The organism is Domibacillus sp. A3M-37 (assembly GCF_024213455.1).
Taxonomy (GTDB): domain Bacteria; phylum Bacillota; class Bacilli; order Bacillales; family Domibacillaceae; genus Domibacillus; species Domibacillus tundrae.
The window spans coordinates 510,263-536,803 of record NZ_JANAVL010000001.1; the positions used below are offsets into that span (position 1 = coordinate 510,263).

The 26,541-nt window shown below is 44.5% G+C and carries 18 protein-coding genes and 1 riboswitch; of the genes, 2 read left to right on the forward strand and 16 right to left on the reverse strand.

Annotated elements, in window-relative coordinates; translation table 11 throughout:
* Nucleotides 1-98: 98 nt before the first annotated feature.
* Nucleotides 99-974, reverse strand: coding sequence for a CvfB family protein (locus tag NLX67_RS02615; RefSeq protein WP_254310249.1), 876 nt, complete (start codon nt 972-974; stop codon nt 99-101).
* Between the two features lie 129 nt (nt 975-1,103).
* Here NLX67_RS02615 and NLX67_RS22695 point away from each other — a divergent pair, with 129 nt between their 5' ends.
* Nucleotides 1,104-1,232, forward strand: coding sequence for a hypothetical protein (locus NLX67_RS22695; RefSeq protein ID WP_256519518.1), 129 nt, complete (start codon nt 1,104-1,106; stop codon nt 1,230-1,232).
* Nucleotides 1,233-1,299: 67 nt separating this feature from the next.
* Here the strand turns inward: NLX67_RS22695 and NLX67_RS02620 are convergent.
* The 8 genes from NLX67_RS02620 to NLX67_RS02655 all read right to left on the reverse strand — a co-directional run bounded on the left by NLX67_RS02620 (nt 1,300) and on the right by NLX67_RS02655 (nt 18,854).
* Nucleotides 1,300-2,450, reverse strand: a protein-coding gene (locus NLX67_RS02620; RefSeq protein WP_254310250.1) for an IS3 family transposase whose coding sequence is annotated in 2 segments (ribosomal slippage) — nt 1,300-2,177 and nt 2,177-2,450 — 1,152 coding nt in all. Because the reading frame shifts where the segments join, the coding sequence is not laid out codon by codon here.
* 113 nt (nt 2,451-2,563) lie between these two features.
* Nucleotides 2,564-8,062 carry an S-layer homology domain-containing protein gene (locus tag NLX67_RS02625; protein ID WP_254310251.1) on the reverse strand — a complete coding sequence of 1,833 codons (5,499 nt, stop codon included), beginning with the start codon at nt 8,060-8,062 and terminating at the stop codon, nt 2,564-2,566.
* Nucleotides 8,063-8,227: 165 nt separating this feature from the next.
* Nucleotides 8,228-9,268, reverse strand: a complete 1,041-nt coding sequence (locus NLX67_RS02630) for a ribonucleotide-diphosphate reductase subunit beta (protein ID WP_254310252.1) — start codon at nt 9,266-9,268, stop codon at nt 8,228-8,230.
* A gap of 12 nt (nt 9,269-9,280) precedes the next feature.
* Nucleotides 9,281-11,527, reverse strand: a complete 2,247-nt coding sequence (locus NLX67_RS02635) for a ribonucleoside-diphosphate reductase subunit alpha (protein ID WP_375143346.1) — start codon at nt 11,525-11,527, stop codon at nt 9,281-9,283.
* A 120-nt stretch (nt 11,528-11,647) separates the two neighbouring features.
* Nucleotides 11,648-11,818, reverse strand: a riboswitch (cobalamin riboswitch).
* A 143-nt stretch (nt 11,819-11,961) separates the two neighbouring features.
* Complete coding sequence (locus tag NLX67_RS02640; protein ID WP_254310254.1) at nt 11,962-13,215, reverse strand: S-layer homology domain-containing protein; 1,254 nt, start codon at nt 13,213-13,215, stop codon at nt 11,962-11,964.
* A gap of 432 nt (nt 13,216-13,647) precedes the next feature.
* Nucleotides 13,648-15,015 carry an aspartate kinase gene (locus tag NLX67_RS02645; protein ID WP_254310255.1) on the reverse strand — a complete coding sequence of 456 codons (1,368 nt, stop codon included), beginning with the start codon at nt 15,013-15,015 and terminating at the stop codon, nt 13,648-13,650.
* 162 nt (nt 15,016-15,177) lie between these two features.
* Entirely contained in the window at nt 15,178-17,313 is a 2,136-nt protein-coding gene (locus NLX67_RS02650) for a 5'-nucleotidase C-terminal domain-containing protein (RefSeq protein ID WP_254310256.1), read from the reverse strand.
* A 155-nt stretch (nt 17,314-17,468) separates the two neighbouring features.
* The gene (locus NLX67_RS02655) at nt 17,469-18,854 is read right to left on the reverse strand and encodes an O-antigen ligase family protein (RefSeq protein ID WP_254310257.1); all 1,386 of its coding nucleotides are present in this window, start codon (nt 18,852-18,854) and stop codon (nt 17,469-17,471) included.
* Nucleotides 18,855-19,135: 281 nt separating this feature from the next.
* On the opposite strand from NLX67_RS02655, the gene NLX67_RS02660 reads away from it, so the two are divergent.
* Nucleotides 19,136-19,861, forward strand: a complete 726-nt coding sequence (locus NLX67_RS02660; protein WP_254310258.1) for a hypothetical protein — start codon at nt 19,136-19,138, stop codon at nt 19,859-19,861.
* A 37-nt stretch (nt 19,862-19,898) separates the two neighbouring features.
* On the opposite strand, the gene NLX67_RS02665 is transcribed toward NLX67_RS02660, so the two are convergent.
* From NLX67_RS02665 to NLX67_RS02695, 7 genes are all read right to left on the reverse strand, one after another.
* Nucleotides 19,899-21,890, reverse strand: a complete 1,992-nt coding sequence (locus tag NLX67_RS02665) for a hypothetical protein (RefSeq protein ID WP_254310259.1) — start codon at nt 21,888-21,890, stop codon at nt 19,899-19,901.
* Entirely contained in the window at nt 21,865-22,764 is a 900-nt protein-coding gene (locus NLX67_RS02670) for an ABC transporter ATP-binding protein (RefSeq protein WP_254310260.1), read from the reverse strand. The genes NLX67_RS02665 and NLX67_RS02670 overlap by 26 nt, the downstream gene beginning before the upstream one ends.
* Nucleotides 22,757-23,146 carry a GntR family transcriptional regulator gene (locus NLX67_RS02675; protein WP_254310261.1) on the reverse strand — a complete coding sequence of 130 codons (390 nt, stop codon included), beginning with the start codon at nt 23,144-23,146 and terminating at the stop codon, nt 22,757-22,759. Before NLX67_RS02675 ends, NLX67_RS02670 begins: the two co-directional genes overlap by 8 nt.
* A gap of 166 nt (nt 23,147-23,312) precedes the next feature.
* On the reverse strand, nt 23,313-23,972 hold the full coding sequence (locus NLX67_RS02680; RefSeq protein WP_254310262.1) for a class A sortase: 660 nt from the start codon (nt 23,970-23,972) through the stop codon (nt 23,313-23,315).
* On the reverse strand, nt 23,969-25,399 hold the full coding sequence (locus NLX67_RS02685) for a SpaA isopeptide-forming pilin-related protein (protein WP_254310263.1): 1,431 nt from the start codon (nt 25,397-25,399) through the stop codon (nt 23,969-23,971). The genes NLX67_RS02680 and NLX67_RS02685 overlap by 4 nt, the downstream gene beginning before the upstream one ends.
* A 126-nt stretch (nt 25,400-25,525) precedes the next feature.
* A complete protein-coding gene (locus NLX67_RS02690; protein WP_254310264.1) occupies nt 25,526-26,386 on the reverse strand; it encodes a prohibitin family protein in 861 nt (286 codons plus the stop codon).
* Nucleotides 26,355-26,519: a hypothetical protein gene (locus NLX67_RS02695; RefSeq protein ID WP_254310265.1), complete on the reverse strand. Its 165-nt coding sequence runs from the start codon at nt 26,517-26,519 to the stop codon at nt 26,355-26,357. The genes NLX67_RS02690 and NLX67_RS02695 overlap by 32 nt, the downstream gene beginning before the upstream one ends.
* Nucleotides 26,520-26,541: the final 22 nt, after the last annotated feature.

The following is a 26,541-nucleotide window of genomic DNA, read 5'->3' on the forward strand; positions in this document are numbered from 1 at the left end:
CTTTTGTTTACGATTGATTATCAGAGTTTGTTCACGAAAAGCTAGATGTGGTCATGAAAGAAAACAATTGCTCACGAAAAAATGAGGCGCTGGTCAGCTTATTCACTTTCCGGTTTTGCGCCGGCGTATGTCCAGCCGTCTTCCTGATACGCCTTGCCTTCTTTCATCAGCTTGCCGAGCGCCCGTTTAAACGCGCCCTTGCTGATACTGAACCGTTTTTCGATTTCTTCCGGCAGACTTTTGTCCCAATACGGCATTTTGCCTCCACGGATCATTAAATAGTCATAAATGCTTTCCGCGTCGTCTTTTTGGCGTTCTGTCCGGCGGCCTAAGAGCGATACGTTCACAGAACCATCGCCATGAACATCAACAATTCGGCCTGTAACGGTCTGGCCGACACGCGGCTCGTCTTCCCTCTCGCTCGGATGTAAAAATGCCCGGTGCATATCATCGGTAATAATCCATGTACCTGCCTTGCCTGTCCGATAGACAATTCCGGTAAAATCTTTGTTCATATCCGTTTTATTCGCCCGCTTTGCAATGTCCCAAATCTTTTCTTCTGTTGCCGGCTTCGCAAACAAACGGCCGTTTTTATCGAGTTTTAACGTGCAATACAATTTGTCCCCTTCAATCGGGCGCACCTCGAACTTATACGGAAGGTCATCCTCAGACACGAGCGCGTCTTTTGAAATGCCAATATTGACAAATATGCCAAGCTGCCTCATTTCCTCTCCGACTACTTCCACCCAACCGTATTCCCCGAGCGTAATGAGCGGGCGGTCCATCGTTGCCGCCATACGGCCGTCATGATCCTGATACAAAAAGACTTCAACCGGCTCATTCGGTTCAAAGCCATCCCTAACTTCACTATTATGAAGCAATACAGCCTCTTCTTCCTCATCCTCAAGAAACCAGCCATATTCCTGTCTATTTTTCACATGCAGCGTTGCGATTGTTCCAGCTTCAAGAGCCATACACGCACGTCCTTTCCAAAGTTCTCATTGTTTTTCATTATATCAGCTTTCCCGATCAAATGTTTAACAATCCAAAGTGCCGGGTAGACTTGTATTAACAATTTGAAAACGGAAAGGTGAGAAAAAATCATGGCGCGATCATCAGGTGGATTCAAAAATTTAATGAAAATGGGAATGAAATACGGTCCGATTATTTATCCGATCGTTAAAAAATATTTGAGTAAAAGAAAAGCGGCAAAAGTATACCGCCCAAGATAAAAAATGCAAAAACGCCGGAGCAAAAAGGGACTGACCCCCGTTTTTGAGACAGGGATCAAAACACCTTTTAAACAGCCAGCTTCCGGTATTGTACCGGCGGCTGGTTGTTTAGTTTCGCTTGAATACGGATATGGTTATAATAATGGATATAGTTTTCGACAGTTTGCTCTACGATGGCTGTCGTAGTGTTTCTCAACTCGTCGAGATAGAACGTTTCAGACTTTAGCGAGGCATGAAACGATTCGATGGAGGCATTATCAGCGGGCGTCCCTTTACGGGACATGCTCATGGTAATGCCTTTTTCTTTTATTGCCTGCTGATAGGCATAAGACGTATAAACGGATCCCTGGTCACTGTGCAATAGGCATCCTTTAGGCAGAGGTGGAAGCTGCGCCATGGTATCGAGCACAAAATCTGTATCCTGGCAGTCCCCGATGGAATAGGCAATAATTTCACCGTTAAATAAATCCTGGATACTTGAAAGATACAGCTGTTTCTGCCCAAAAGGCAAGTACGTGATATCCGTTACGAGTTTTTGGAGAGGCTGATCTGCCTGAAAATCACGTTTCAATAGATTGTCGGCAATGTGATAAGGTTGTCCCGTCTGCCTGCGTTTTTTTACTTTCACACGGCATTGCCAGCCATATTTCTGCATCACACGCTGCACCGCTTTGTGGTTGATAGGGATGTCCTGGTTCAGTAAGGCAGTGATTTTACGGTAGCCATATCGAAACTTATTATCCCGGCACAGCGTGCCAATTTTTCGTTCGATTGCCTGCCTTGATGCTTCTAGTTGATTCTGTCTCCTCCAGCGATAATAGGTGGATCTTGGGATGTCAAGATGCCTGCAGATTTCCCCAATAGGCATCCCTGCTTTTAATTCATCCACTAAGTCTACTGCTATTTCTCGTACCACTTCCTCTCCAATTCGCTGTACTTTTTTAGGACCTCAATCTGTTGCTTCAAATAACGGTTTTCTGCCTGCAGCTTCGCCGTTTCATTTTCATACTCTGGCCCTTTTCCGTAAGAATACTGCTTTCCCACCGGCTGTTCAAACCGATGAATTTCATCATTTTTGTACCATTTCATCCACGTCTTGAGCTGGGCGCGGTGCCTAATGTTTAATTCATTCATGACTTCTTTGACCGGTATCCCAGCCAATCGCATCTCCACTGCTTTCATTTTTATTTCTGCTGGATAACTCACTCTTGTGCCCATAGAAAAAACACCTCCAAGTTGTTTTAGGTAGTCCATACCCGTCTTTCAACTTAAAGGTGTTTTTATTTGTCTCACTCTATGGGGTCAGTCCCAAAAGCTCGCGGCGTTTTTTGTTACTTCATCTTGTTCATTAAGCGATAAAGCATCACGGCTGTTTCTGCACGGGTTGTCTGTTTTTTCGGGTCGAATTTTCCGTTAGAGCGGCCGTAGATAAGTTCAAGTTCTGCCGCTTGTGCGACCGCTTTTTTCGCATAAGCATTGATCCGTTTTTCATCTTTAAATATTTTTGTGCTTTGCAATCCGTCCAGCAGTTCCGGATTCTTAAATTGAAGTGCTCGAATCATCATCGCAGCCATTTGCTCGCGTGTAATGTCCGCGTCTGGGTCAAACTGTGCATCCTCTTTTCCAAAGACAATTCCAGCCCGGTTCGCTGCTTCAATTTGCCTTGCTGCCCACTCTTTAGACTGTAGAACGTCTGCAAATGTTCCTTCATATTCGTGTAAAGGGATTTGAAGGGCACGTACAAGCAGCACCGCAAATTCAGCACGAGTGAGTTTTTGTTCTGGCGCAAACGTACTTTCTGTTTTTCCGCTCGTAATGAGTCTTGAAGCGAGTGATTCAATTTCATTTTTTGCCCAATGATCTTTAGCATCCGCAAAAGCTGCATTCACTGACATGACCGTAAAAATAGATAAGTGAGAAACTGGAATCACCCAATAGCCATTTTCTTCATACCCACCTGCATACTCCCACCGCTTCGTTGCTTCATTATAAAAAGCACCAGTTGTTTTATCTTCTTTTATATTCCCTTCTACCTTAAAACGCAATTCGACTGGTGCATCCAGCGACGCAATATCCGTTTCGCCCGCTTTGATCGTTATGTCCAATATGCTGCTATACACTTGTCCAGATGGCAATGAAGCATCTTTTTTATCCACTACATTCATCTGAATAGACACCTTTTTTTCGCCCGACTTTCTCATTTGAGCCAGGACCTCTGATGGAATGAGTGCGCTGTGTCCTTCAGCTGTTTGGACTTGAAGAGGCTTCGCAGATTGCGCAGCCGCATCAATCAACATTTTCGGCAGTACCCATTCGATGCTTTTCTGATCCGATGTCAATCTCCATGCCTCTCCACCTTTTTCAATCATCGCGTCCGTCACGTCAATAATTGGACCGTCACCTACTGGTGGTGTAACTGGTGATGGAGTTGGTGTTGGTGTGCTGCCACCGTCTCCATTTCCACTTCCTTGTGAACCTGTTGTAAAGGACCAGACATCGGATTGCACGTCCCCGCCAAATGAGTCTTTTACTTTCACATACCAGCCGTGCTCAGTTGATCTTTCAATATTTCTCCAAGTTGCTTCGGCTGTCTTGCCATCTTTTATGCCTGTCTGCGATCCGATTTTTTCATCGGTGTACACTTCTGCTTTAAATGAATCCGTCGCAACAACTTTTTCCTTCGGTGTCAAATCGACATCAATCGCAAACTCATCTTTTCCTGGATAGTCGACCGGGCTGTAATAATTGTATTGATCTAAATACGGTGAATATGTCTGCAAATACATTTTGTTTTCAACCGGATTTACTTTCATCAAGCGCAAGAATCCTTGACCGCCTTCTGGACCGCCTTGATAGTCCGCAAGCATTTGGTATACTTTACGGTCGGCCGTTCCATCACCATCATCATCAATTTCATCAATGAGTGTTTCGCTGTCATGATAATGACCGGATAACACCGCAATGACATTTTCGTTTTGCTTCACAACATCTTCAAATACTTGATCGCCAATTGGGCTTCTGTTGCCGGACACGAGCAAATATTCATGCAGGCTAATGACTGCTTTTCGGTCCGGATGTTCCGCCAGCACTTTATTCATCCAGGCGATATCTTCTTCGTTTACACCCCAGCCCATATACAGCATGATAAAATCGTTGCCGTTTGAACTGATTAAGTCATAATGACCGCGATTGTCTTTGTAGGATTCTCCGTAATAGTCTTTTTGGGCAAAGCGCGCTTCACCGAAATATTTGCTGTACTCATTATAATCCCCTGTTTTATGTCCAACATCATGATTTCCAGCCAATACGCCGTACGGAATTTGTGCATCATCCAGCGTTTTCATATACGCATCTGCGCGCTCCCACTGAACTGGCTGATCCGCTTCATCAACAAGATCGCCTGTATGGAACACGTACTTTAAGTTCAGCGCTTCTTTTTGCTCTGCCAGCCATTTCGTCATGCGGTCAAAAATGTGCGGATAACTCTCTGAATAATATTGCGTATCCGACATCCAGATAAACGAATAGTCAAATTCAGGTGTTGACGCAATTTCGTCTTGAACCATCACTTGAACTTTGCCATCTTTTACGTAATCCAGCCCTTTTACTTGACCGGCCAGCGTGAAATTTTTGTCATCCTGCGCGACTTTCCACTCTTCCAGTTCCCACTTTGATGCGGCATAGTTCCATACATACATCGACACTTTCCGGCCAATCAATGACTTTCCTTCCCAATGCAGGGCAATTTCATCCGTTTCATCCACTTTTTCGTCCACAGCCACTTCAAAACGATGATATGGGAATTTGTCGAGGGACTTCGTCTCCACGTACTCTCCATCTGATTGAGCCATTTTTTCTGTGTTCGAAACGGCTGTTTCTCCTGCCGGCACCATCTCTTTCGGCGGCTCCTGTTCGGCGTTGTTTTCAAACACACGTACTTCCGCATCATTTGGTGCATATTCATAGCCACGGTAAAAATCGACATCCAACGTGTCATTCGTCGGGTCGGTTACGTTCACCTGCAATTTGGCGTTGTTCGGATTAACATTCGTTTCCCCGTCGGCTGGTGAAGCAGCTTCCGGTGCGTACGGCTGCTCTTCCACTACGGTAAATGTGACGGTTTGTTTTGCTTCATTCCCTGCCTGGTCTATCGCTGTAAATTCTACAGTGTGAGCGCCCGGTGACAGTTTGGCAGACGAGGTATCAAGTGGAAGAGAGACTTCTTCGCCATCCAGCCGCGCAGTTAACGTTTCTACATCCGAGTCGTCTTCCACTTCCGCATTAATGGTAAATTCCCCTTTATATAGTTCTCCTTCTTGTACAGATGGCGTAATGACTGGTGCGCTGTTGTCGACTTGAACCTCCGCAATGACAGATGCTGAGCCACCTGCTTTAATTGAATACTTGCCGTCAGCTTTTTTTGTCGTATCCCATTGATATGCTTTCGCTGTAAATGCTTCATCCGGCAGGTTAAATGTGAAATCAACAACAGGCTTGGCACTTCCTCCGTCTCCAATTGAAATTTCTTTCGCCGCATCGTTGTATGACGGATCATAAATCGTTGTTCCGTCTTCAAGCACGAGGCGCACATTTTTCACATAAAAATCATCGCGATTTTCTTCTGAATTTGTATCAAAAGGTGACACTTTCGTCCCTGCGCGGATCGACATGGTCGTACCTTCACCCATCTTAAACTTCGACGGATCAACCGGCACTGTCATCGTTTCGTACGTGTTAATCGTATCATCAAAAATATGCAGTGTTTCTTCGCCAATCGTCACACCGTTTTTAAAATACAAGTTCGCTTTTTTCACATCAAATGCAAAATAAGCATTCGTTGGCAATGACGGAACCGTTTCGTTCGTTACATCTTGTTCGTCAATTGATAATGTTGAATCCTGGCCAAAAGATTTAATTGTTGCTATTTTGCTTAAAATCGATCCATCTTCTACGTTCAATCCTGTTTTCTCAGTTGTATCATTTAAAACCAAAATGTCTTTCACTTCTGTTTCAGTATCATTCGTTCCATCTGATGCTTTGACAAAGTATTGCACACCTTCCTTGCCAAACAATTCAGGAGAATAGACAGTATGTGAATACAAGCCAGTATCATAGTTTTCGACCAAATCAACTGCCGTGTACTCATCCACTTCTTTTGTTTTGTAATATAAACGCATTGTTTTAACAGACTGGTCGTCAGAGGCATCAAACGCTAATTTTACATTTTGGCGTGCTGATACAGGTGCAGTTTCTGTCATATCTGTCACAACAGGCGCTTGTTCATCTACTGTCGTTTTCTTCTTAACAGCCGGCACCTGCACGGCATCTACTGCCCCCGGTGTCGCATTTTTTGCAGCAGCGCTGTATTTCCGCATATCTTTGCTGTCAGCTTGACTCGGAAATGCATAAAAAACACCTTTGTTTGCGGCCGAATCATCGACATTCGGCTGATCGAAATAATAAGCGGCCGAGACGTCGACACCGGTGTTCGTCGCAATTGCCACACCACGGGAGCTGTCATTTGCCATACCACCCGAATAAACTTTTACAATATCTATATTCTCTTGTAAATCTGTCCCATAGTTGCTGTTAAAATCAGCCACTGTTTTATCTCGGTTTGCAGCATTTATGATCCAATACGTGATGCTTTCGCCCGCCGGCAGCACAATATCTTCTTTTTCCGCTTTCCAAACCAAGTCAGCTTCTGATCCCTCTGCCGGATATCGATAACGGAGCGTATAATCTTTTAAATTAATCTCTTTATCTGTGTTGTTATACACTTCAATAAACTCATACCCATCTGAACTGCCTACATTCGTGGAGTCCGGTACAAGTTCTGTCACAAGCAAAGCAGGCACAGCTTGTGGATCATAATCCAGTCCGCTCACTGCAACAAGAAAATCCTCTGTTTTGGCCGTATTTTGACCGTCAAATGCTTCGATCCGGTACGTTACTCCATCTAATAAAAGTTCAGATGCACCAATAACTGCTTCATATGAACCGTCTTCTCCTGCTGTCATTTCTTTTTCAAGCCATGCGCCGCCTGCTGTAAGCTGATAAAACACTTTGACATTGTTTATTTTCGTTTCATCTGATGCAGACGCCCGGATTGTTACATCGCTCCCAGCTTCAATGGATTCCAGCGGTGTGTGAGTAATCACAGGGGCTTTTGTATCCAATTCAGCCGGCGCTTCCGGTTTCTGCTCTTCGATTAACGTGCCAGGCGTTGCCGGCTCAGAGGAATTTAAGATGTCCATCGTTTTGCCGTCTGTATTTGGTTTGTACTGAATACCTTTGTTTTCACTTACATCCCCGGGCAAATAAGTAGCTTTTGATAAGACATTACCCACTGTATCCGCCACTGACAGGCTTCGTTCTGATCCATTTGCCATTCCATCAGATTCTATGTATGTAAACTGTGATTCTGTTAAAGACGTGCCAAATTCTGTATTAAAATCAGCTAAAGTGAGAGATTCATTTGTTTTATTTTTAAGTTTGATCCACACAACCATCGTTTCACCAGGATCGATCGTTTTGTCTTCTTTAAACACCCAGTCTGCTGTTTTTCCATCCGGGTAGCCATATACAAGCTTATAATCTTTTAAACTAAACGGCTGGCTGCTGTTGTTGTACAGCTCAATAAATTCATATGCATCTGATCCTGAAACATTGTTGCTGTTCGGCAATAGTTCCGTGATCATGATCGGTGGCGCTGTAATCGTTTGCGCGGCAGGTGCTTCTTCTGCTGAAGCAAAGAGTGTCGGCGCGATAAGTGAAGAAACTGATAAGCTGCTCGCTAGTACCAATGAATAAAAAGGCTTTCTTTGCATGTACAGTCATTCCTCCTCTAAATAAACATCCAGTGTTAGTTTAGCGAATGAATGTCCTTACAATATAAATGACATGTAAAAATAATGTAAAGAAAAGAAAATAATTGTAAAGAAAAAGAGACCGTTGTCTAATCTTGCTGACAAAAGTCTCTTTTGTTTTAGTTCTTATAATTCATCAAACCCATTATCCTGTACATTTACTTTCACATACTGACGAGACCGCTGCTCAAAAAAGTCTGTTTTGCCAAGATCGACATCCTCATACGCTTTAATCCATTTAAGCGGATTTTTACGGTAGTCCGGATATGGCTTTTCGTAGCCGAGCTGCTGACAGCGTACGTTAGCATAGAAATAAATGTATGCCTCCAAGTCCTCAACATCGAGTCCCTCAATTTTATCCCCGATAATATCACGGGCCCATTCGATTTCGAGTTCTGCCGCTTCTTTAAAAATCGCCTGTACTTTTTCCGCACGATCCGGTGTGTTGAGTTCCGGATATTCGTTCAGCAGCTCCTGATAAATTTTCACAAACAAATCGACGTGAAGCTGCTCGTCGCGGTTAATATAGTTAATCATCGTGCTTGAAGCGACCATTTTTTGGTGACGTGCAAGATGATAAAAGAACGCGAATCCTGAATAAAAGAATAAACCTTCTAAAATAACATCATACACAATCGAATTCAGCATGTTTTCGACCGTCGGCTGCTCCGCGAATGATTCATAGCCTTTCATGACAAAATCATTTCGCTTTTCCAGCACCGGCTCGCTCCGCCAGTAATCAAACACCCGATCCTGCTCGTCTTTCGGCACAAGGCTCGATAACACGTACGAATAGCTGTGATTATGAATAACTTCCTGCTGCGCCAAAATAATCATCAGCGCCTGCAGGCTGGAATCTGTTAAATAATCGGCCACTTTGCCGGCATAATCGGTTTGAATGCTGTCAAGCAGCGCTAAAAGCCCAATTGTTTTTAAAAAGGCCTCGCGTTCATTAGTTGAAAGACCCGGAAACTGCTTTACGTCATTGCTCATATTAATTTCAAAAGGCGTCCAGAAATTCCCAAGCATCCGTTTATATTTTGGATACGCCCAGTCAAATTTCACGTCATCCCAATTTAAGACGTTTGACGAACGGCCATTGACAATAGCAGTTGAGCGGTTAGGCGCTTCTTTGTCCATCAATTTTCGCTTTTCAATAAGTGTCATGTTGTTCTCTCCTTAACTAGAGCAAGATTCACATTCTATTAATTCCACTGATGTCGACCGGACGTAATAAGTAGTCTTCAGGCCTTGATTCCATGCGGCAAGATGCAGATCGAGCAGTTCTTTTGCTTTGATCGTATTTTGCACATATAAATTCAGCGAGACACCTTGGTCAATATGGCGCTGGCGTGCGGCGTTCTGGCGCAGCGTCCACTGCTGGTCGATAAAGTACGCCGACTTGTAGTACCATGTTGTTTCCGCATTTAAATCCGGCACGGTTACCGGAATTTTGTAATCTTTCTTTTCTTCGGAATAGCTTTTTTGGAAAATCGGATCGATGCTCGCGGTGCTGCCGGCAATAATCGATGTTGACGAGTTCGGCGCGACCGCCATTAAATAGCCGTTACGCATGCCGTTTTTCTGTACGTCCTCACGCAATGAATCCCATTCTGCTCCCTCGTAGCCGCGCTTGTCAAAATAAGCGCCTGTCTGCCAGTCCGAGCCGTCAAATAACGGATACGCCCCTTTTTCTTGGGCAAGTTCCATTGATGCCTGAATCGTCAAGCGGGCGATGGTTTCGTACAGCTCGTCCGCATACTTAACCGCTTCATCCGCTTCCCAGCGAATGTTTTTCAGCGCGAGCAGATGATGCCAGCCGAATGTGCCAAGCCCAATGCCGCGGTATCGGCTGTTCGTCCGCTCCGCCTGCGGAACCGGAATCATGTTTAAGTCAATAACGTTATCAAGCATGCGCACCTGCACTCGGATTAAGCGATCAAGTACATCCGCCGGCACCGCTTTGCCAAGGTTAATTGATGACAAGTTGCACACAACAAAGTCGCCCGGCTTTTTGCGTGTGACGATCATATCGCCTTCAAGCTGAACTGATTCGAATTCAGTCGCACTCATATTTTGAAAAATTTCGGTACACAAATTACTCGAATAAATCATCCCTTCATGTTTATTCGGGTTGCTTCGGTTTACTTCGTCACGGTAAAACATAAACGGCACACCGGTTTCAAGCTGCGAGCGCATAATCCGCTTCATAATATCAATCGCCTGCACCGTTTCACGGGAAAGCTGCTCGTTTCGTACACACTGCTCATACTTTTCACGGAACGAACCCTTTCCGCGCGCTTCGTCATAAAAGTCTTCCAGCGAAAAGCCCATAACTGTGCGCACTTCATGCGGGTCAAATAAATGCCATTCGCCGCGCGCATCAACCTGCTCCATAAACAAATCCGGCAGGCAGACTCCTGTGAAAATATCATGTGCCCGAAGACGTTCATCACCATTATTTAGTTTCAAGTCCAAAAAGGCGAATACATCTTTATGCCAAACATCCAAATAGACAGCCACAGCGCCCTGGCGCTGTCCAAGCTGGTCAACACTGACCGCTGTGTTGTTCAGCTGCTTAATCCATGGCATAACGCCGCTTGATGCGCCCTTGAAACCACGGATAGACGAGCCGCGGCTGCGCACTTTGCCCATATAAACGCCGATGCCGCCGCCGTATTTTGACAAGGTCGCCACATCGGTGTTGCTGTCGTAAATACCCTGTAAACTGTCGTCAACCGTGTCGATAAAACAGCTTGAAAGCTGCCCGTACGGTTTGCCGGCATTCGACAATGTTGGTGTCGCAACCGTCATATACAGGTTACTCATTGCCCAATATGATTCAGCAATCTTTGCCAGACGGTTTTCCGTTTCGTTTTGCATAAGCGTCATGGCAATCACAAGCCAGCGTTCCTGCGGGAGCTCGACAGGTGTTTTGTCAAAATCACGGACAACGTAGCGGTCTATCAGCATTTTCAGGCCAATATATGTAAAAAGCTGATCCCGTTCCGGTTCGATCAGCTTGCCGATTTCCTCAAGCTCATCCTTCGTATATGCGCCGGTCAGTCGTTCATCATAAAGCCCTTTTTCCGTTTCACGGTGAATATGTCCGGCAAAGCCTGTATACACACTATCAACCCGTATGTCTCTTTTTTTCGCAATCACCCGGTACGTTTGCTGCAAGTAAAGACGCGCTGCCACGAATGTCCAATAGGGCTCTTCTTCATCCATAAAGCTGAGTGCTTCGAGCGTCATCGCTTTTGACCAGGCATCTATGTCTGCATCCGGATGTTTTGCCACCCAGCGCTCACTCACTTTTAAAAGCGGGCCGATTCTTCCCTCGCTGAATTCGTGCTGCAGCGCATGCAGGAGTTGATCAATTTCTGAAATAGTCGTAATTGTCATGTAGTGTTCCTCCTTTTTTATGTAAGCAAAATAAAAAGAGCGATAACTCAAGCCTCTTCGGCTGAGCTATCGCTCTGAACGGGTAAAATGAGGAAACAGGCAGAATTCGCCGCTTCCACCTCTCAACCCCCGAAGAAAGTGTCGCTTATAGAAAAACAGGCAGGTCTCCTGGCTCGTGCGTCATCCTCCTGCCGCCTTCCCGTTTTCACAGTGGCCTGGCATTCGTCTGCACTTACAGTTGCGGGGACAGCTCCGGCATTGAACCGGATTCCCTTTTACACCATTACTGGTACCTGTTTTTCATTGCATACTATATATTGTGTTTGAACACTTTGTAAATACTAACATATTGTATTAAAGATGTACAGAGAAAAACGGCCAAAGAGACCAGCCAGCGGGATGCGGTCCTGCTAAAACAAAAAGGACTGCCTTTGTAAGACAGTCCTTTTTCGCTATTATGGAGTGCCAATCAATGAATGGCTCCAAACGTTGTAAACAGTCATCGCAAACTGCTCACGCGTAATGTTGTTTTCAGGAAGGAAGCGCGCATTCGTTCCGCCTGTCATGATGCCATTTGTAAAGACTGCATCAATTTCATCTTTTGCCCAGTGCGTTGCAGGTACGTCAGAAAACGATGCTGAAACGCTTGCTTCAAGTCCAAGTGCCTGCGTTAACACTCGTGCCATTTGCGCACGGGTTAACGGCTTGTCCGGATTAAATTTTGACGCTTTTGCAAAAATGCCCGCTTCTGTCAAAGCCGCAATAGCATCGTACGACTTCATGTTGAAGGAAACATCTGAGAATCCGGGTTTGCCAGTCGTTTTCCCATATCCGAGTGCCCGTGCTAAAATAATCGCCGTTTCCGCACGGGTAATGTTGCTTTTCGGCGCGAATGTTCCATCGGTGTTTCCAGTTACAATGCCAGCTTCCGCCAGTTTCATAATTGCCAGACGGGCTTGCGAACCGGTTGAGCTAATATCAGAGAATGGATCAGCTACGGGACTGTTTTGCCAAACTTTAAAAAATTGATCTGCTATGACTTGATAACCTTCAATATTAGGATGAATGTCTTCTTGATTTGGTAAATAACTCGCATTAAATTCGGAAGAAACTTCCACAAAAGTCACGCCTTGAGCACTAGCTGTTGCAATTAATTTTTTATTAAAATAATCAAATGCAGACATTAATCCTGCTTTTCTTTCACTTTCTTCATGATTAAGGAAAGGAAAATAATATCCTACCACATATATATCCGCTTGTGGATTTATAGATTTAATTTTTTGGAGGCCTGATGTCAAATTCCGCTCAACCTGATTAACCACTTCAAGACCTGCTGAATAGTCTGTGCTGCCTGAAAGAGCAAACTGAATTAAGTCATTCGCCCCAGTCGAAATCGTCACTAATTCTGCTTCTTTAATAGCTGCCTGTACATTTGGCTGATCCAGCTTTGCAAGAAACTGCATGCTCGATTCACCTGATAGCGCAAATTCTTTCGTAAAATCAGAAAGATAGCCATCAGCTTCTAATTTTTTCGCAATCAAATCAGTATAGCTTGTCCCTACTTTCACACCATATGGCGTCTGGCCTGAAGCGATTGAATCACCAAATGCCACATAATCTACTTTTTGAACAGCCGCACTTGCCGATGGAATGATAAAAGCGCTTAGAAGTAACACCGCCGCTAAAAGCATGGATATATACTTTTTCACATTTCTTCCCCCTCACCTTGTTTTGTTTATTTTACCACGGGAAAGATTGGAAGTTGTTAACTTCCTAAAAAAAAATGGTGAAATGTGCTATAATGAAAACGTTGTTTTAAGAGGCTGTAAATGGGTATAGTAATGTAAATGAACATTTTAGAACGGAGATGACGAAGATGAATTTGAAAAAGCTAATCAAGTACGGTGCCATTATCGCTCCAATCGTTTACCCGAAAGTCCAAAAACGTATGGGAACAAACAATTTGCGCAAATCATACAGCGATTCCCACAGAACGCGTATGTCCGGCAAAAGCATTCTTGATAAACTTAAATAATTCACACAGAGAGATCCTCGTAATTGAGGATCTTTTTTATATACTTTGAATATATTAGTCACGAAAAGCAAAAAGCCGCAGCGATCATTCGCTGCGGCTTGCTTTATTATTGAAGAACAGCACTTTTGCTGAAAAATTCTTTGTACAGTTCGCGCAGGACGTTGTCTGTATCTTCTGCCTGAATACCGAACACAAGGCTGACTTCTGATGAGCCTTGGTTAATCATTTCAATGTTTGCCTCGACACGGGAAATCGCCGCCGTTGCACGCGCAGAAAGACCGAGTGTATTGTGCATGCCTTCGCCGACAAGTACGATCATCGCAAAACCATGCTCTACATTTGCTTTATCGACGTGAAGTTCGTCGCGGAAGCGCGCCAAAATACGCTCTTCTTTTTCCGGTGTGAGCTGGTGGCTGCGCACGATTACGGACAAATCATCGATGCCAGAAGGTGTATGCTCATACGACACTTCTTCTTCTTCCAAAATTTGCAGGAGCCGGCGGCCAAAACCGATTTCGCGGTTCATCAAATATTTGCTTACATATAATGTAGAAAAACCGTCATCCGCGGCAATGCCGATTACCGGGCTTTTCGTGTATTCACGCTCAGCCACAATCATTGTGCCAGGCGCGGACGGATTGTTTGTGTTTTTAATGCAGACCGGGACCGAATGCTGGAAAGCCGGCATTAACGCTTCATCGTGGAAAACCGAGAAGCCTGCATACGACAATTCACGCATTTCACGGTACGTCATCCGCTTAATTTCCGCCGGGTTGTCAACGACTTTCGGATTCGCCGCAAAAACAGAATCCACATCTGTAAAGTTTTCATACAGCTCTGCTTTTAGGGCCGCTGCTAAAATGGAGCCCGTAATATCGGAGCCGCCGCGGGCAAACGTCATCATGACGCCTTCTTTTGTATAGCCGAAAAAGCCTGGAAATACGACAATTTTGCCATTTTCGCGCAGCTTTGCCAAGTTTTCATACGCTTCCGGAAGTGCACGCGCACGACCCGGCTCGTCGCTGACGATCAGTCCCGCTTCTTTTGGATTCACATATTCCGCATCCAACCCGATACTTGTGAAATACGCCGCGATCAATTTTGCATTGTTATCTTCTCCGCTCGCTTTCAGCTGATCCATAAACAGCGGCGGATTGTCGCGGTTTTCCTCCAGGCGGCTGCGCAAATCCTGCTCAATGACATTTACGATCGTGTCATCAAGATCAAGTCCTTGTGCAATGTCTGCATAACGGTTCACAACCGCTTTTAATTCGGCTTCCGCATTCTGATCCTGCAGAGATGCATGAGCAAGAGCAATTAATAAGTCCGTAACTTTTATATCGTCGCCGAAACGTTTACCCGGTGCCGATACGACAACCGCTTTTCGCTTCGGTTCATCTTTCACAATGGATGCCACTTTCTTAATCTGTTCGGCGCTTGCAACCGATGTGCCGCCAAATTTACATACGATCATTTCTGCCACTCCTTGCTGGTTTGCATTCTTAGATGAAAATGCGCTTTATCCCAAAAATTATACCACCGTTTATATGAAAAAAGAAGAAATTATCAGAATTTCGTCATCAAAACAGAAAAACCGCCCGGGCATGTTCATCTGCCCGAACGGTTTTATGAAAGATTATTGTGCCGCTTTTGTATCGGTAATACGTCCTTCAACCGAAGCATCCACTTTCGGATTTGCTGCTAAATACTCTGTGAATGTTTCCCAGTCAACGAAACCAGGCTCACTCACACGGCCGTCTTCGTATGCTGTTTTAAACATCGCATAGTTGTCGCCGCCTTTTGCCGTAAACGTGTTAGTCGCAACAGCATACGTTTTTGTTTCATCAAGCGCTTTGTACGTGCCGCCTTCGTTTACTTGAACAGACGTTACACGGGAACCTGCTGCTTTTGATGAATCATATGTGAACTTCAAGCCGGCTGCTTGCAGGAAGGCACCGTTTTGTTCTGGTGCCAGGCTGACGCTGTGCTCAAGCGCTGCTTTAATTTCCGCTCCTGTTAAATCCATAATCGCAAGTGCATTGCCAAATGGCATCACGGTTAGAACTTCTTCCATCGTAATATCCCCTGCATTAATAGAAGCACGGATACCGCCGCCATTTTGAAGAGCAATCACTGTAGCGGCATCAATCGTTTTCGCTTTGGCCAGCATCGCGTCTGTGATCAAGTTCCCAAGATCCGTTTCTTTCGTCCGGACATTTGCACGTTCCCCATCAAGCGCGGCTGAAGCAGAACCAACCACCTGTGCTTTTACTTTCTCGATCGCCGGTGTATATTTTGTGGCCAAAATGTTTTTCACTTCTTGGTTTTCTTCAAAAACGTATGTTTTATCTTCATTTTGCGCATCTACTTCAATCAGCTCACCCGCATACTCTGTCACCATGCCGTCTTCATCGAACATAACGTCAAGCGTTCCAACAAATTTATTATACTCATTCGCCTGTACAATAACGGTTGGCTCGGTGCCCGTTTCATCAATGTATGGCTCGTCCAATTTGTCATGAGAATGGCCGCCTACGATCACATCAATGCCTTCTACTTCTTTTGCGAGTGTCACGTCATTGTCACCGCCGCCATCCTGGAAGCCGATGTGAGACAGCGCCACAATTTTATTGACACCTTCCGCTTTAAAAGAAGCAATGGCTTTTTCGGCTTCTTCGATATAATCTTCAAATACCACGTCATCGCCCGGAGACGAAATGGTTTTCGTTTCCGCTGTTGTTAAGCCGAAAATGCCGACCTTCTCGCCATCTACTTCTTTAATAATGCCATTATATACTTTTCCGTCCACTGGCTTGTCTGTGACTGTTTCATTCATTAAAGAGGATAGATTCGCATTAGCATCTGCTTTCATGTTTGCGGATACGAACGGAAATTTTGCATTTTTAATAAACGCCGCAAGCGGCTCTGTGCCAAGATCAAACTCATGATTGCCGAATGTCATGGCATCATATCCAAGCAGATTCATAAATTCAAGGTCTGCTTGTCCTTTAAATTCATTAAAATAAAGTGTACCTGAGAATACATCCCCAGCGTCCACTAATAACGAAGACGGATTTTCTTCACGAAGCGCTTCAACAACTGTTGCTTTGCGGGCTGCGTTGTCAATGTGTGCGTGTGTATCATTTGTATGAATAAGAGAGAGAAGGAAATTTCCTGGAAGCTGTGCCCCGCGGTATAAAAATAAGGCCCATTCGCCGCGCAATAATTTGTCTGCTGCACCGAATTTTGTTTCTGATTTGCCAAGTGAAAGCCCTGATTCCACCAGCGCGTTTACGTAAGGGCCAAAGCGTTCATTGACATCTGTAAAAGGTGTTTCCGTTACGGTTTCATCCACGTCAAGGCTGTAAGCATTCGCGAGCCAGTAGGATGCTTCACCGCGTGTAATTGGTTCGAACGCACCGAACTTGCCTTCTGCTTTTCCTGCTGTAATGCCCGATTCCGCCAGCGCGTTAACGGCCCATTGGCCCCGTTCCGGAACGTCTGTAAACCCGGCATCTTCATATGTATCATCATCTGTGAATCCGAGTGCTCTTGCTAATTGAATCGCAGCGTCTACACGTGTGATTGACATCGACGTGCCAAATGTGCTCCCGGAATAACCTGCTGTAATCTCATTTTCTGTTAAAAATTGAACCGCTTCTTCATATTTTGCCGGCACATCTGTGAAATTAGACGCCGCGGAAGCTCCTACAGCTGATACACTCACAGAAGCGACAGCAGCAGCTGCGATAAACTTATGCTTGTTTTTCAAATGACATTCCTCCTCATAAAATATGAAAGCTTATTCAAAGCTTATTCGATTATTACAACAAAAACAAGAATATTACAAAAACTTTAACAAATGGTTACATTATATTAATAATTTACATAGAAAAGCCGCTCTAGCATTGCGTAGAGCGGCTTTTCTTATTCTTCTATAATTCCTTCCCGTACCATGAGCAGCGCCATGACAGCTGCGACATAAATGGAAACAGCAGGAGCTGTTAAAACATGGCCGGCTGTTGCGCTAATCCCTAAACCGAGAATAAACGCTACGCCATACATCACGTTGACCGGAGTGAATGTTTGGTTAATGTTGCGAATGAAGTGAATCAAAAACCGTATCACATAATAAAGCGGCAATGACATCATCGTCAAAAACCCAATAATACCGAGTGAGAAAAAGAGATCAAAAAAGTCCATCTCAATCATTCTCGGCGTTTTGCCTGGTTCCGGCTCTTCATAGTTCCCGGCAAAGCCCATGCCGAACAGCTTTTGAGACATTGGTGCTTCCACAAACTGATCTTTCATTTCCTGCAAGTACTTTTCGCGGCTGCTGAAGACGAGATTTTGAATTTGTTCGTTTGTAATGTCTTCTTCTGGCTCTTCTTCTATAATTTCTTCGCCTGTTTCCGAATCAAACTCTTTTTCTTTACTGCCGAAATCTAACTCAATGTTCAATAGGCTTAAATGAGCAAACATATTATGAAAAACAGGTGTTATTGGCGTTGTAACCGCCAATACTGCAATCAAAATAAGAGAAATGAGCATGTTTGAACGAATTTTTTCGGTCCGTTCTTTAGTAAAATATATAATAAGCATCGAGAAAAATGCTGCCAGCAAAACGACTAAAATACCGCCATAGCCAACTTTTGTTCCAAGAAACTGCATCGAAATCGCCAGCAAAACGAAAGGCACCCAATAGCGCCACTCTTTCATACGCTCTGTCCGCTCAATCGCATAAAGCGCAGTGATTGGCAAAATAATCGACATAATTGCACCGATTTCATTTCCGGCAAAAAACCAGCCGGTAAAGCCGATCTTCGTGTGGGAATAATTCGACAAGCTTGTTCCCGTAATAAAAGACACGATAAAAACAGCGCTAATAATGAGCGAGGCATACAGGAAATAAGTAGTGGTTTTTTCTTTAAAAGGGACATGCACCCGTTTTAGATAAAGGTACAGCATGCTGAAGCCGACAAACATAATTGGAAAATATACGACTTTATTAAAAAACTTTAATTCACTCGCAATATAGTACGGATCTTTTACATTCAAATTCAAAGCAATGTTGATCACAATCACTGCGGCAAGGCCAATTAAATAGATAATATACTTCCTTGCCAGCCCCCTGTGCCGCGCTTTCCATAGCAGCATTAGTACAATAGCGGCCATAAATAATACGCGGGCGATAACGCCAACGGTCAAATTAATATTGAGCAGAAGCAATGACGCGCTTGTCAGCACGTCAATAACCGGCTGCCAGATGATAAAAGCCAGGGCAAACAGCCAAAATGTCTTTTCGTTCTTCATGGTGAAAAGTCCTCTTTCCTTCCAAATTCGTAGATTTTTATCGCATTATATTTTTTTCAAGATATCCGTTTCAACCGGAAAATGCATCTTTTCTATTATAGCGGAAAACTTTTGAGAATCCAGTGGAAAATGAACTGTTCACACAAATGAAAAAGAACACATCTGTTTGTTATAATCGTAGTAAACAAGTTTACGATATTATGGAGGTTTATTCCATGCGTTTATATGTATATAGCAGACTGCTTATGACCTTTATTCTGCTTTTTTTAGGAGGATGTGCATTGGTTAAAAATGAAAAAGCGACATGGGTATGGAATGCTCACTCTTTGGAAAAACCGCTCGCGATGCTTTCATTTTTCGAGGAACAAAACGTAAAAGATGTGTATGTCCAGCTGGATCTGTCCGTTCCGGATTCAGTATACCAGTCTTTTCTAACAGACGCACACGATCAAAACATACGGGTTCACGCCTTGGATGGATCACCGGATTACACAGAACAGGAATTGGCCGCTTTTTTAAAGCGGGTACGCTCGCTTGACTGGGATGGCATTCATCTGGACATTGAACCCTATTTATCTGAAGAATGGGAGTTGGATCAGAAGCAGGCAGTCCACATGTATGAACGGCTGATCAAGCAAGCAGCAGACAGCGGCGTCGTCCTCGGAGTGGATATTCCATTCTGGTACGATGAAATTCCATCTTCCGCCAATGGGACGCTGGCAGAGTTTGTGGTCGAGCGCGCGGACTATACAGTCATCATGGCTTACCGCGACAGTTCTGAGCAAATTCTAAAAGCCGCACGAACGGAACTTGCGCTCGGGCGTTCTACTGATAAAGAGGTCCTGATTGCCGTTGAAACGATTGAAGATGCAGAAGCGGAAGGCATTTCGTTTTTCGGGAAAAGCGCTGCTTATTTTGAAAACGAAATAGAAAAAGCGGCAAAAGAATGTGAATGCCGCATCGCGGTTCACCATGCTGAATCGTGGCAGGCGCTCGTTAACCAATAAAACAAAGCAGCCCTTTGGGAAGAGGCTGCTTTTGCCGTTATTTCTTTAAGGCGGTAACAGAGACATTTACATTTCCCGAGCTGCTCTTCCACTTTAAAAGGAGCAAACGACTGCTGTCTTCCGTCAGCATGGCAGGATTCATCAGCTGCTCGATTTCCCGCCCGCTTTTCACTTGTTCATAGTCAAGCGGCAGCTTGCTCCAGTCCGGTTCTTTTCCTTCCTCATTCCAAATAAATTCATTGAGTGCTTGTTTTTCTTCTTCATTAGCTGCTGTTACGATAAACGCCTTATCGACGTTTGCAGCAGAAGCGAAAGAATCACCATTCGGCACATATTTCCGGATAGCCGCAATCGTATATTCATCGTTTAAATGAACGTTGCTGTATATATTTGTACTGCTCTCTTTTCCAACATAAAAATCAATAGCGCCAGCACTTGAATTGGAGTTTGTGCTAAACATATCTGCTTCCCCTGACAAGGCATCTTTTTCGATGGCACTGCGGATAGCTTCAACGGCTTCTTTTTCAGCCACGTTTGCCATTTGCGATTCAGTTGCGCTGTTATATATACTCAAATACGTAATAGCGGACCCCTTTTTCAGGGCAAACAACGGGTCGGATGCTTTAATAAACTCAGCATTTTTTCGAAGATCACTTGTTGCATGAGCAAGCTCTGCGGCTGATACCCTATACTCGCGCTGCATCCGGCTTCCGTCTTTCATTCCATACGTAATAGTTACGGGATAACTTTCCATTGCCGATACACTGTTTTCAAAGGTCATCAGCTGTTCATGCACACGGCGTACCTGCTCAATTGAATCTGCGCTCGTCATAAAACCAGCATCCGCGTTTTTCAAATCATTTTGCTCTTCCATGTAAAAAAGGTTGGAAAACGGCTCTGTACTGTCCCCGATATACACTTTTTCAATTTCACTCGTGTCAGGAGTTGCTTTTTCGTACGATCTAGCAAAAATCGTTCCCGGAATAAGCAGGACGATAATCAACGCCGCGTACAAAACGAATCCTTTCCACGGCCAAATGAGCCGGAGTGATTTTTGCACAACCATTTGCAGCAGCGTGTAGCCGGCAAGTGCGCCGATGAGGTAGCCTGCGATCATCCAGCCGATGGTGCCGCCAAGCAGTTCGCCAAAATAAATACCGCCGATCATCATCGCTGCAAACGTTAAAATGAAAATAAATGCCCATCGGAAAAACGGGAACACAATGGTTTCATCGACCGCTTCGGCAGGCCTTACTTTGTAAACATAATAGGAGATGGCCACAATCACAGCCGCAATCGCGATGTATATTGCCCATTCCATGCCGCTGAACGGACGCGTCTCATACCCTCCGGCCCGGACTAAGAAAATGCCGTCTTCCATAATTTTCGACGTATACGATTCAACGGCCAGCCCGTTAATAAAGTAACGTGCATTCGTCAGCGTCATGACAATTAACGCGGCCGGCAGCACAAAGACCCCGTACGCCATGACGCCCTGTAAAATCGCCGGGCCAATAAACAAGCCGATTAATACGGTTACGATAAACATAAAAAGCACGATAAACATCGATACGCCCGCCCACTCAGCTACATCGCCTGCTGTGTATGTAATCGGCTGAACAAATGGCCGCATGAGCAGCAAAATGGCTGCATTGATTAAAATCGGTGCAAGGAGCGACACTGCTCCGACCGCATAAACATGTGTGAGCAGCATCCCCCGTTTAAACGGCAGACTGTGCATAAAATCCGAGGAACCTTTTTTCGTCATATAGCTCGTTAAAATAATGCCTGCAAGTACTGGAAATATCATATATGTCATGTATTGAATTGCAAATGAAATGGTGATCAGCACGTTGTCGGGGTTCGTGTCCAGTAACGATTTCACTCCCCATTCATCGCGAAGCACAACTAAAATGCCGAGCGGCAGGAGAATGATTTGCGACAGAAGAAAAAACACACTAACCCATAAAACAGAGCGTGTATGCTGCAAAAACAGCCCTTTATTAAACGATAAGATTCCGGATTTCATAGCCCACACTCCCCATTTCATACGTAAAAATTTCTTCAAGCGTAAGCGGCAGTACGTCATAAATCGCCGGCTCATACGAACGCACATGACGATCAATATCGCCTTCATTTCCGCGGACAATACATATCAGGACACGGCCCCGCTTCTCAAAATGCATAACATCCATTCCTTTTAGGAACGTTTCATCCGGCATTTTTCTGAATGCGACCTGAAGCTTGCTTACGTCTGTCTTTAATTCTTCCAAATCACGCTCGTAGAGGATACGCCCTTTATGCATAACACCGACCGCATCACAGAAATCTTCCATCTCCCGCAAGTTATGTGACGAGACAAGCACCGTCATCTCCCGGCCGCTGACATCTTGAATAAGCAAGTTTTTCACCTGCTGGCGCACAACCGGATCCAGCCCGTCAAATGGCTCGTCCAAAATAAGTGCATCCGGCATAGCGGACAGCGTTAAAATAAACGAGGCTTGGCGCTGCATCCCTTTTGACATTCGTGACAGCTTTGCTTTCGGATCAAGATCGAAATGTTCAAGCAGCTGGTGAAACCGCTCCCCATTCCATCTGTCATATACCGCCTCGTAAAAAGAGGCCATTTGCAATAGAGAGGTTTGATGAAAAAAGTACGGCTGATCGGGAATAAATAAAATGCGTTTTTTTATATCCGGGCGTTCAAAAATCAATTCGCCCTCGATCGTTGGCTTTCCTTGATCCGCCTGCACAATACCGGACAACATTTTGAGCAGCGTTGTTTTTCCAGCACCGTTCGAACCAAGCAGTCCGTAAATCGATCCTTTTTTCACATGCATGTGTACATCTTTTACTGCTTCAAAACGACCGAAGCGCTTCGATATATGATCCGCTTTAATCATTTCCGCCTTCTCCCCTTTCCGGTTCTTCCATCGTTTCAATCAGCTTAATCACTTCATCTTTCGGTACGCCCAAGTATAAAATTTCGCCGACGATCCGCTCGAGCTCACTCTTCAACATCTCCATCCGCTCCTTATTGACCTCTTTTTTCACCGGTGATACGAAGCTTCCTTTACCTGGCACTGAATAAATATAGCCTTCGCGCTCCAGCTCCCGGTACGCTTTTTGAATGGTATTTGGATTAATTGTTAATTGCTGTGCCAGCGTACGAACTGATGGCAATTGCTCGTCTTCTTTCATCACTTCACGAAAGATCAGTTCTTTGAGCTTTTCCATCAGCTGCTCGTAAATCGGTGTTCGGCTTCTCGTATCAATGGTAAACATCGCCGTCCTCCTTTTCCATAAACCGTATTAACTGTATTAATATAAATAATACAGTTAATTTTTAGAAAAGCAACATTTTCCATTGGAGATGGTTAAAGTTTTAAAAATAGTGGTCCAGGCTTCAAATCGATTCGTGTACTAATCGATTGAAAAAAAGGACCTGTCTCTAGTTCGAGACAGGTCCATCTTTTTCATATTCATTTGTTTCTTTCAGCTTTCCATAAACGATAAACCGCTTTTCCCGGTCACTTGAACCGTAACAAGTAACGAGCGTAATCATCGGATCAACCGTATTGTCCATTACATCGGTCCGGCTTTCATGAACGGCTTCCGTTTTTGTTACTTCATACGTATAGCTATACGTCAAATCCGTTACATAAATGACGGTGCCCACTTTCACATTCAGCACCGGACTGAATAAAAGGTCATCCCGATTCATATGGTGGCCGGCGAGGGGATAGTTGCCGACACCCATCCATTGATTTTCCCGCATCGTTGTTGCCCCGGCCATTAAATTTTCATTGGTTGTTCCTTTTAAAATCGGCAGGCTCAGGTTAACGGATGGAATCTCAATCTGGCCGACAATCGCTGCCATATCGGCTTGCGCTTCTTGAACTACACTGTCTATTACAGAAGGCGGCTCAATTGCTTCCATGTTAAACTCGGCCGGCTGTTCGTTATTTTGCTGAATTTTTTCCGGCGTCAACGCTTGGGCTGTCAGCTTTTTGGAGCTGGCTTCAAGCAATTCATACTTCAAAAAAGGCGCTCCAATCAGCACAATGGCTGCAAGAATAAATAGAATACCAATGACTTGTCTCAGTTTCACGCACGTTTGCCTTTTCTCATGAGTAACAGTGTGCCCCCTGCGAGCAGTACGCCTCCGAACATGTACATCATGCTGGATTCATCGCCCGTTTGCGGAAGTGTTCCCGCTGCTTTCGTTGTAGTAGAGCTTGACGATGCAGCTGCTGTTTTCGTATTTTCCAGCTTCACTTCAACCGTTTCACCGCTTTTGATCGTGACGGCCGTTTTATCGGTTGACCGCGTGTAGCCTTCCGGCGCATCCGTTTCTTCGAGCGTATAGCTGCCAGCCTTTAAATTTGTAAACGAAGCGATTCCTTTATCATTTGTCACTACTTTAGAAACAAGTGTTTTTGCTTCATCATAAAGGGAATATTCTGCTCCTTTCAGCACCGTGCTTGAAGAAGAATCCGTCAGTGTGACAGTCAGTGCGCCATATGCATTGACAAGCGTATTTTCAATTTTTTGTTCGATTGGTGTCTGGCGGCCAATTGTAATCGTCCAGGAATCCGCTGGCAGCACGTAATCCGTGTCTGTCTTCGTCTGGGTTAAGATATATGTGCCATAGGAAAGGCCAGTTAAAGATACTTTTCCTTTTTCATCCGTGACCACTTTTTTAGAAAAAAGGCCGCTTTCTGTTTTTAATTCAAATTCGGCTCCAACAATTGGTGTCGTCGTGCTTTTTTCAACAGCTGTAATATTCAGTGCACCTGTTAAGCCTGTTGCTTTTTTATGCAAAATTTCTTTCGTTGCCAGCACCGTATTTAATTCCACTTTCCACGGATCAACCGGCACAGCATATCCGTCGGGCGCAGCCGTTTGTGTTACGGTGTATGTTCCAAATCCAAGGTTCGGAACCGAAGCTTCTCCTGCACTGTTTGTTGTTAAAGAAGCAACCACTTTGCCCGATTCATTCACAACTGTAAAAACCGATCCGGCAAGCTTCACTTTCGTGTCTGCATCAAGCGCGACCACTTTAATGGCTCCTGCTGCCGTGTCGGTTACCGTGAGCGTAATCGTTTCGCCAGTCGGAAATGCAACACTGTACGATCCCGCTTTCGTTACCTTCTCTTGATTGAACGAAACTGGGATCGCCGTTGTGCCTGAAATACCTGATTCTGCATCTTCAAAAACAGCTGTCACGGCGTTTGTCGCCGCATTTACCGTCAGTGTTCCGATCGTCTTGCCTTCTTTTGTCGTTAACTCTTTTTCTATATTTTCGTTGACTTTAAATGTATCAGGCAATGTAAAAACAGCCGGTACTGCTTCATCGTATGTCCAGTCTAGTTGAACGGTCATTTGCTCGTTCATCATATACGGCTGCGTCGTTGTACCATCTTTGTGTGTCACAGCCGTTTTTGTATAAAACGCTGTTTCCGCTGACGTTTGGACAGGCTGCATAATGCCTATCACTGCAAACAGTGCCAGTAGCGGCAGTAACCATTTTTTCATATGTATCTCTCCCTCACTCTCATTTTCACCTTCATCTCTTAGATAATTTTACCATAAAAAGAATCAAAAACCACAATGAATTTTCAGAAAAAAAGGATCTCACCGATAGCAGTGAGATCCCATCTTTTATGGCTGACTCGATTCAGCGGTTCCTGTTTCATCCATTGGAATGGAAATCAGCTGGTCAGAACCGGTTGCTTTCGGCATAACGCCATCCCATTTTTCAATCCATTCTTTTTGAATCACTTCCGGAGAAATAGATTCTTTAATAATCTGGTTATAATCCGCGATCCCTTGCGCTTCAATTTTCTTTTTCTGCGCTTCTGCTTCCGCAATCTTCAGTTCAATTTGTTTTCTTTCTAGCTCCTGCGCCGCTTCCACCCGCTTGTTAATCGCGGCTTGCGTTGATTCATCCGGCTTCGGCACACCAAGTGTCATATTATCGACGACAAAACCGAGGTCTTTAATATCTTCTGAGAAAAGCGTTTGAACATTTACCGCGGCTTCCGATGATTTTTCCCCGTATGTATCAATAACCGAATACTTGGCAATTCCTTTTCGCCCGGCATCCCATAGACGTGTTCGTAAGTAAGAATCTTCAATTTGTTCCACTTCAATCGGACCAAATTGATTAAATACATCGACGACTTTATCCGGCTGAATGCTGTAGTTATAAGCAAAATCCACTGTGACGCTTTTCCCGTCAGACGTGGCGACTTGAATATCTTTATAATTGACTGTCTGCATCCGGACCGGATACACCGTTACTTTGTCGAATAAACCGACGAGATGCCACCCTTGACCAAGCGTTTCGTTCTGTACACCGCCATTTGGACTGTACACAACACCTACATAGCCGTTCGGAATTTTTTCAATAAACATTGATAAAAGGGCTAGCCCTAAAATAAGTGCAACTGCAACAAGCGAACCACCCACTACTTTTTTATTCATGCCTTTATTTATCTTCTTTGGTGTCTTCGTTTCCATCTGAATCCTCCTTTAAATTTTTTTTCACGTTGCTGACCGTCTCCCCTACCTTTTTAAAAGAAGGTGACAGCATGAGCCAAATTCCTGCCCCAATTAACAACAGCACAATGACAGAACCAATAAACACCTTCATTGATCAATCACCTCTTTCATTA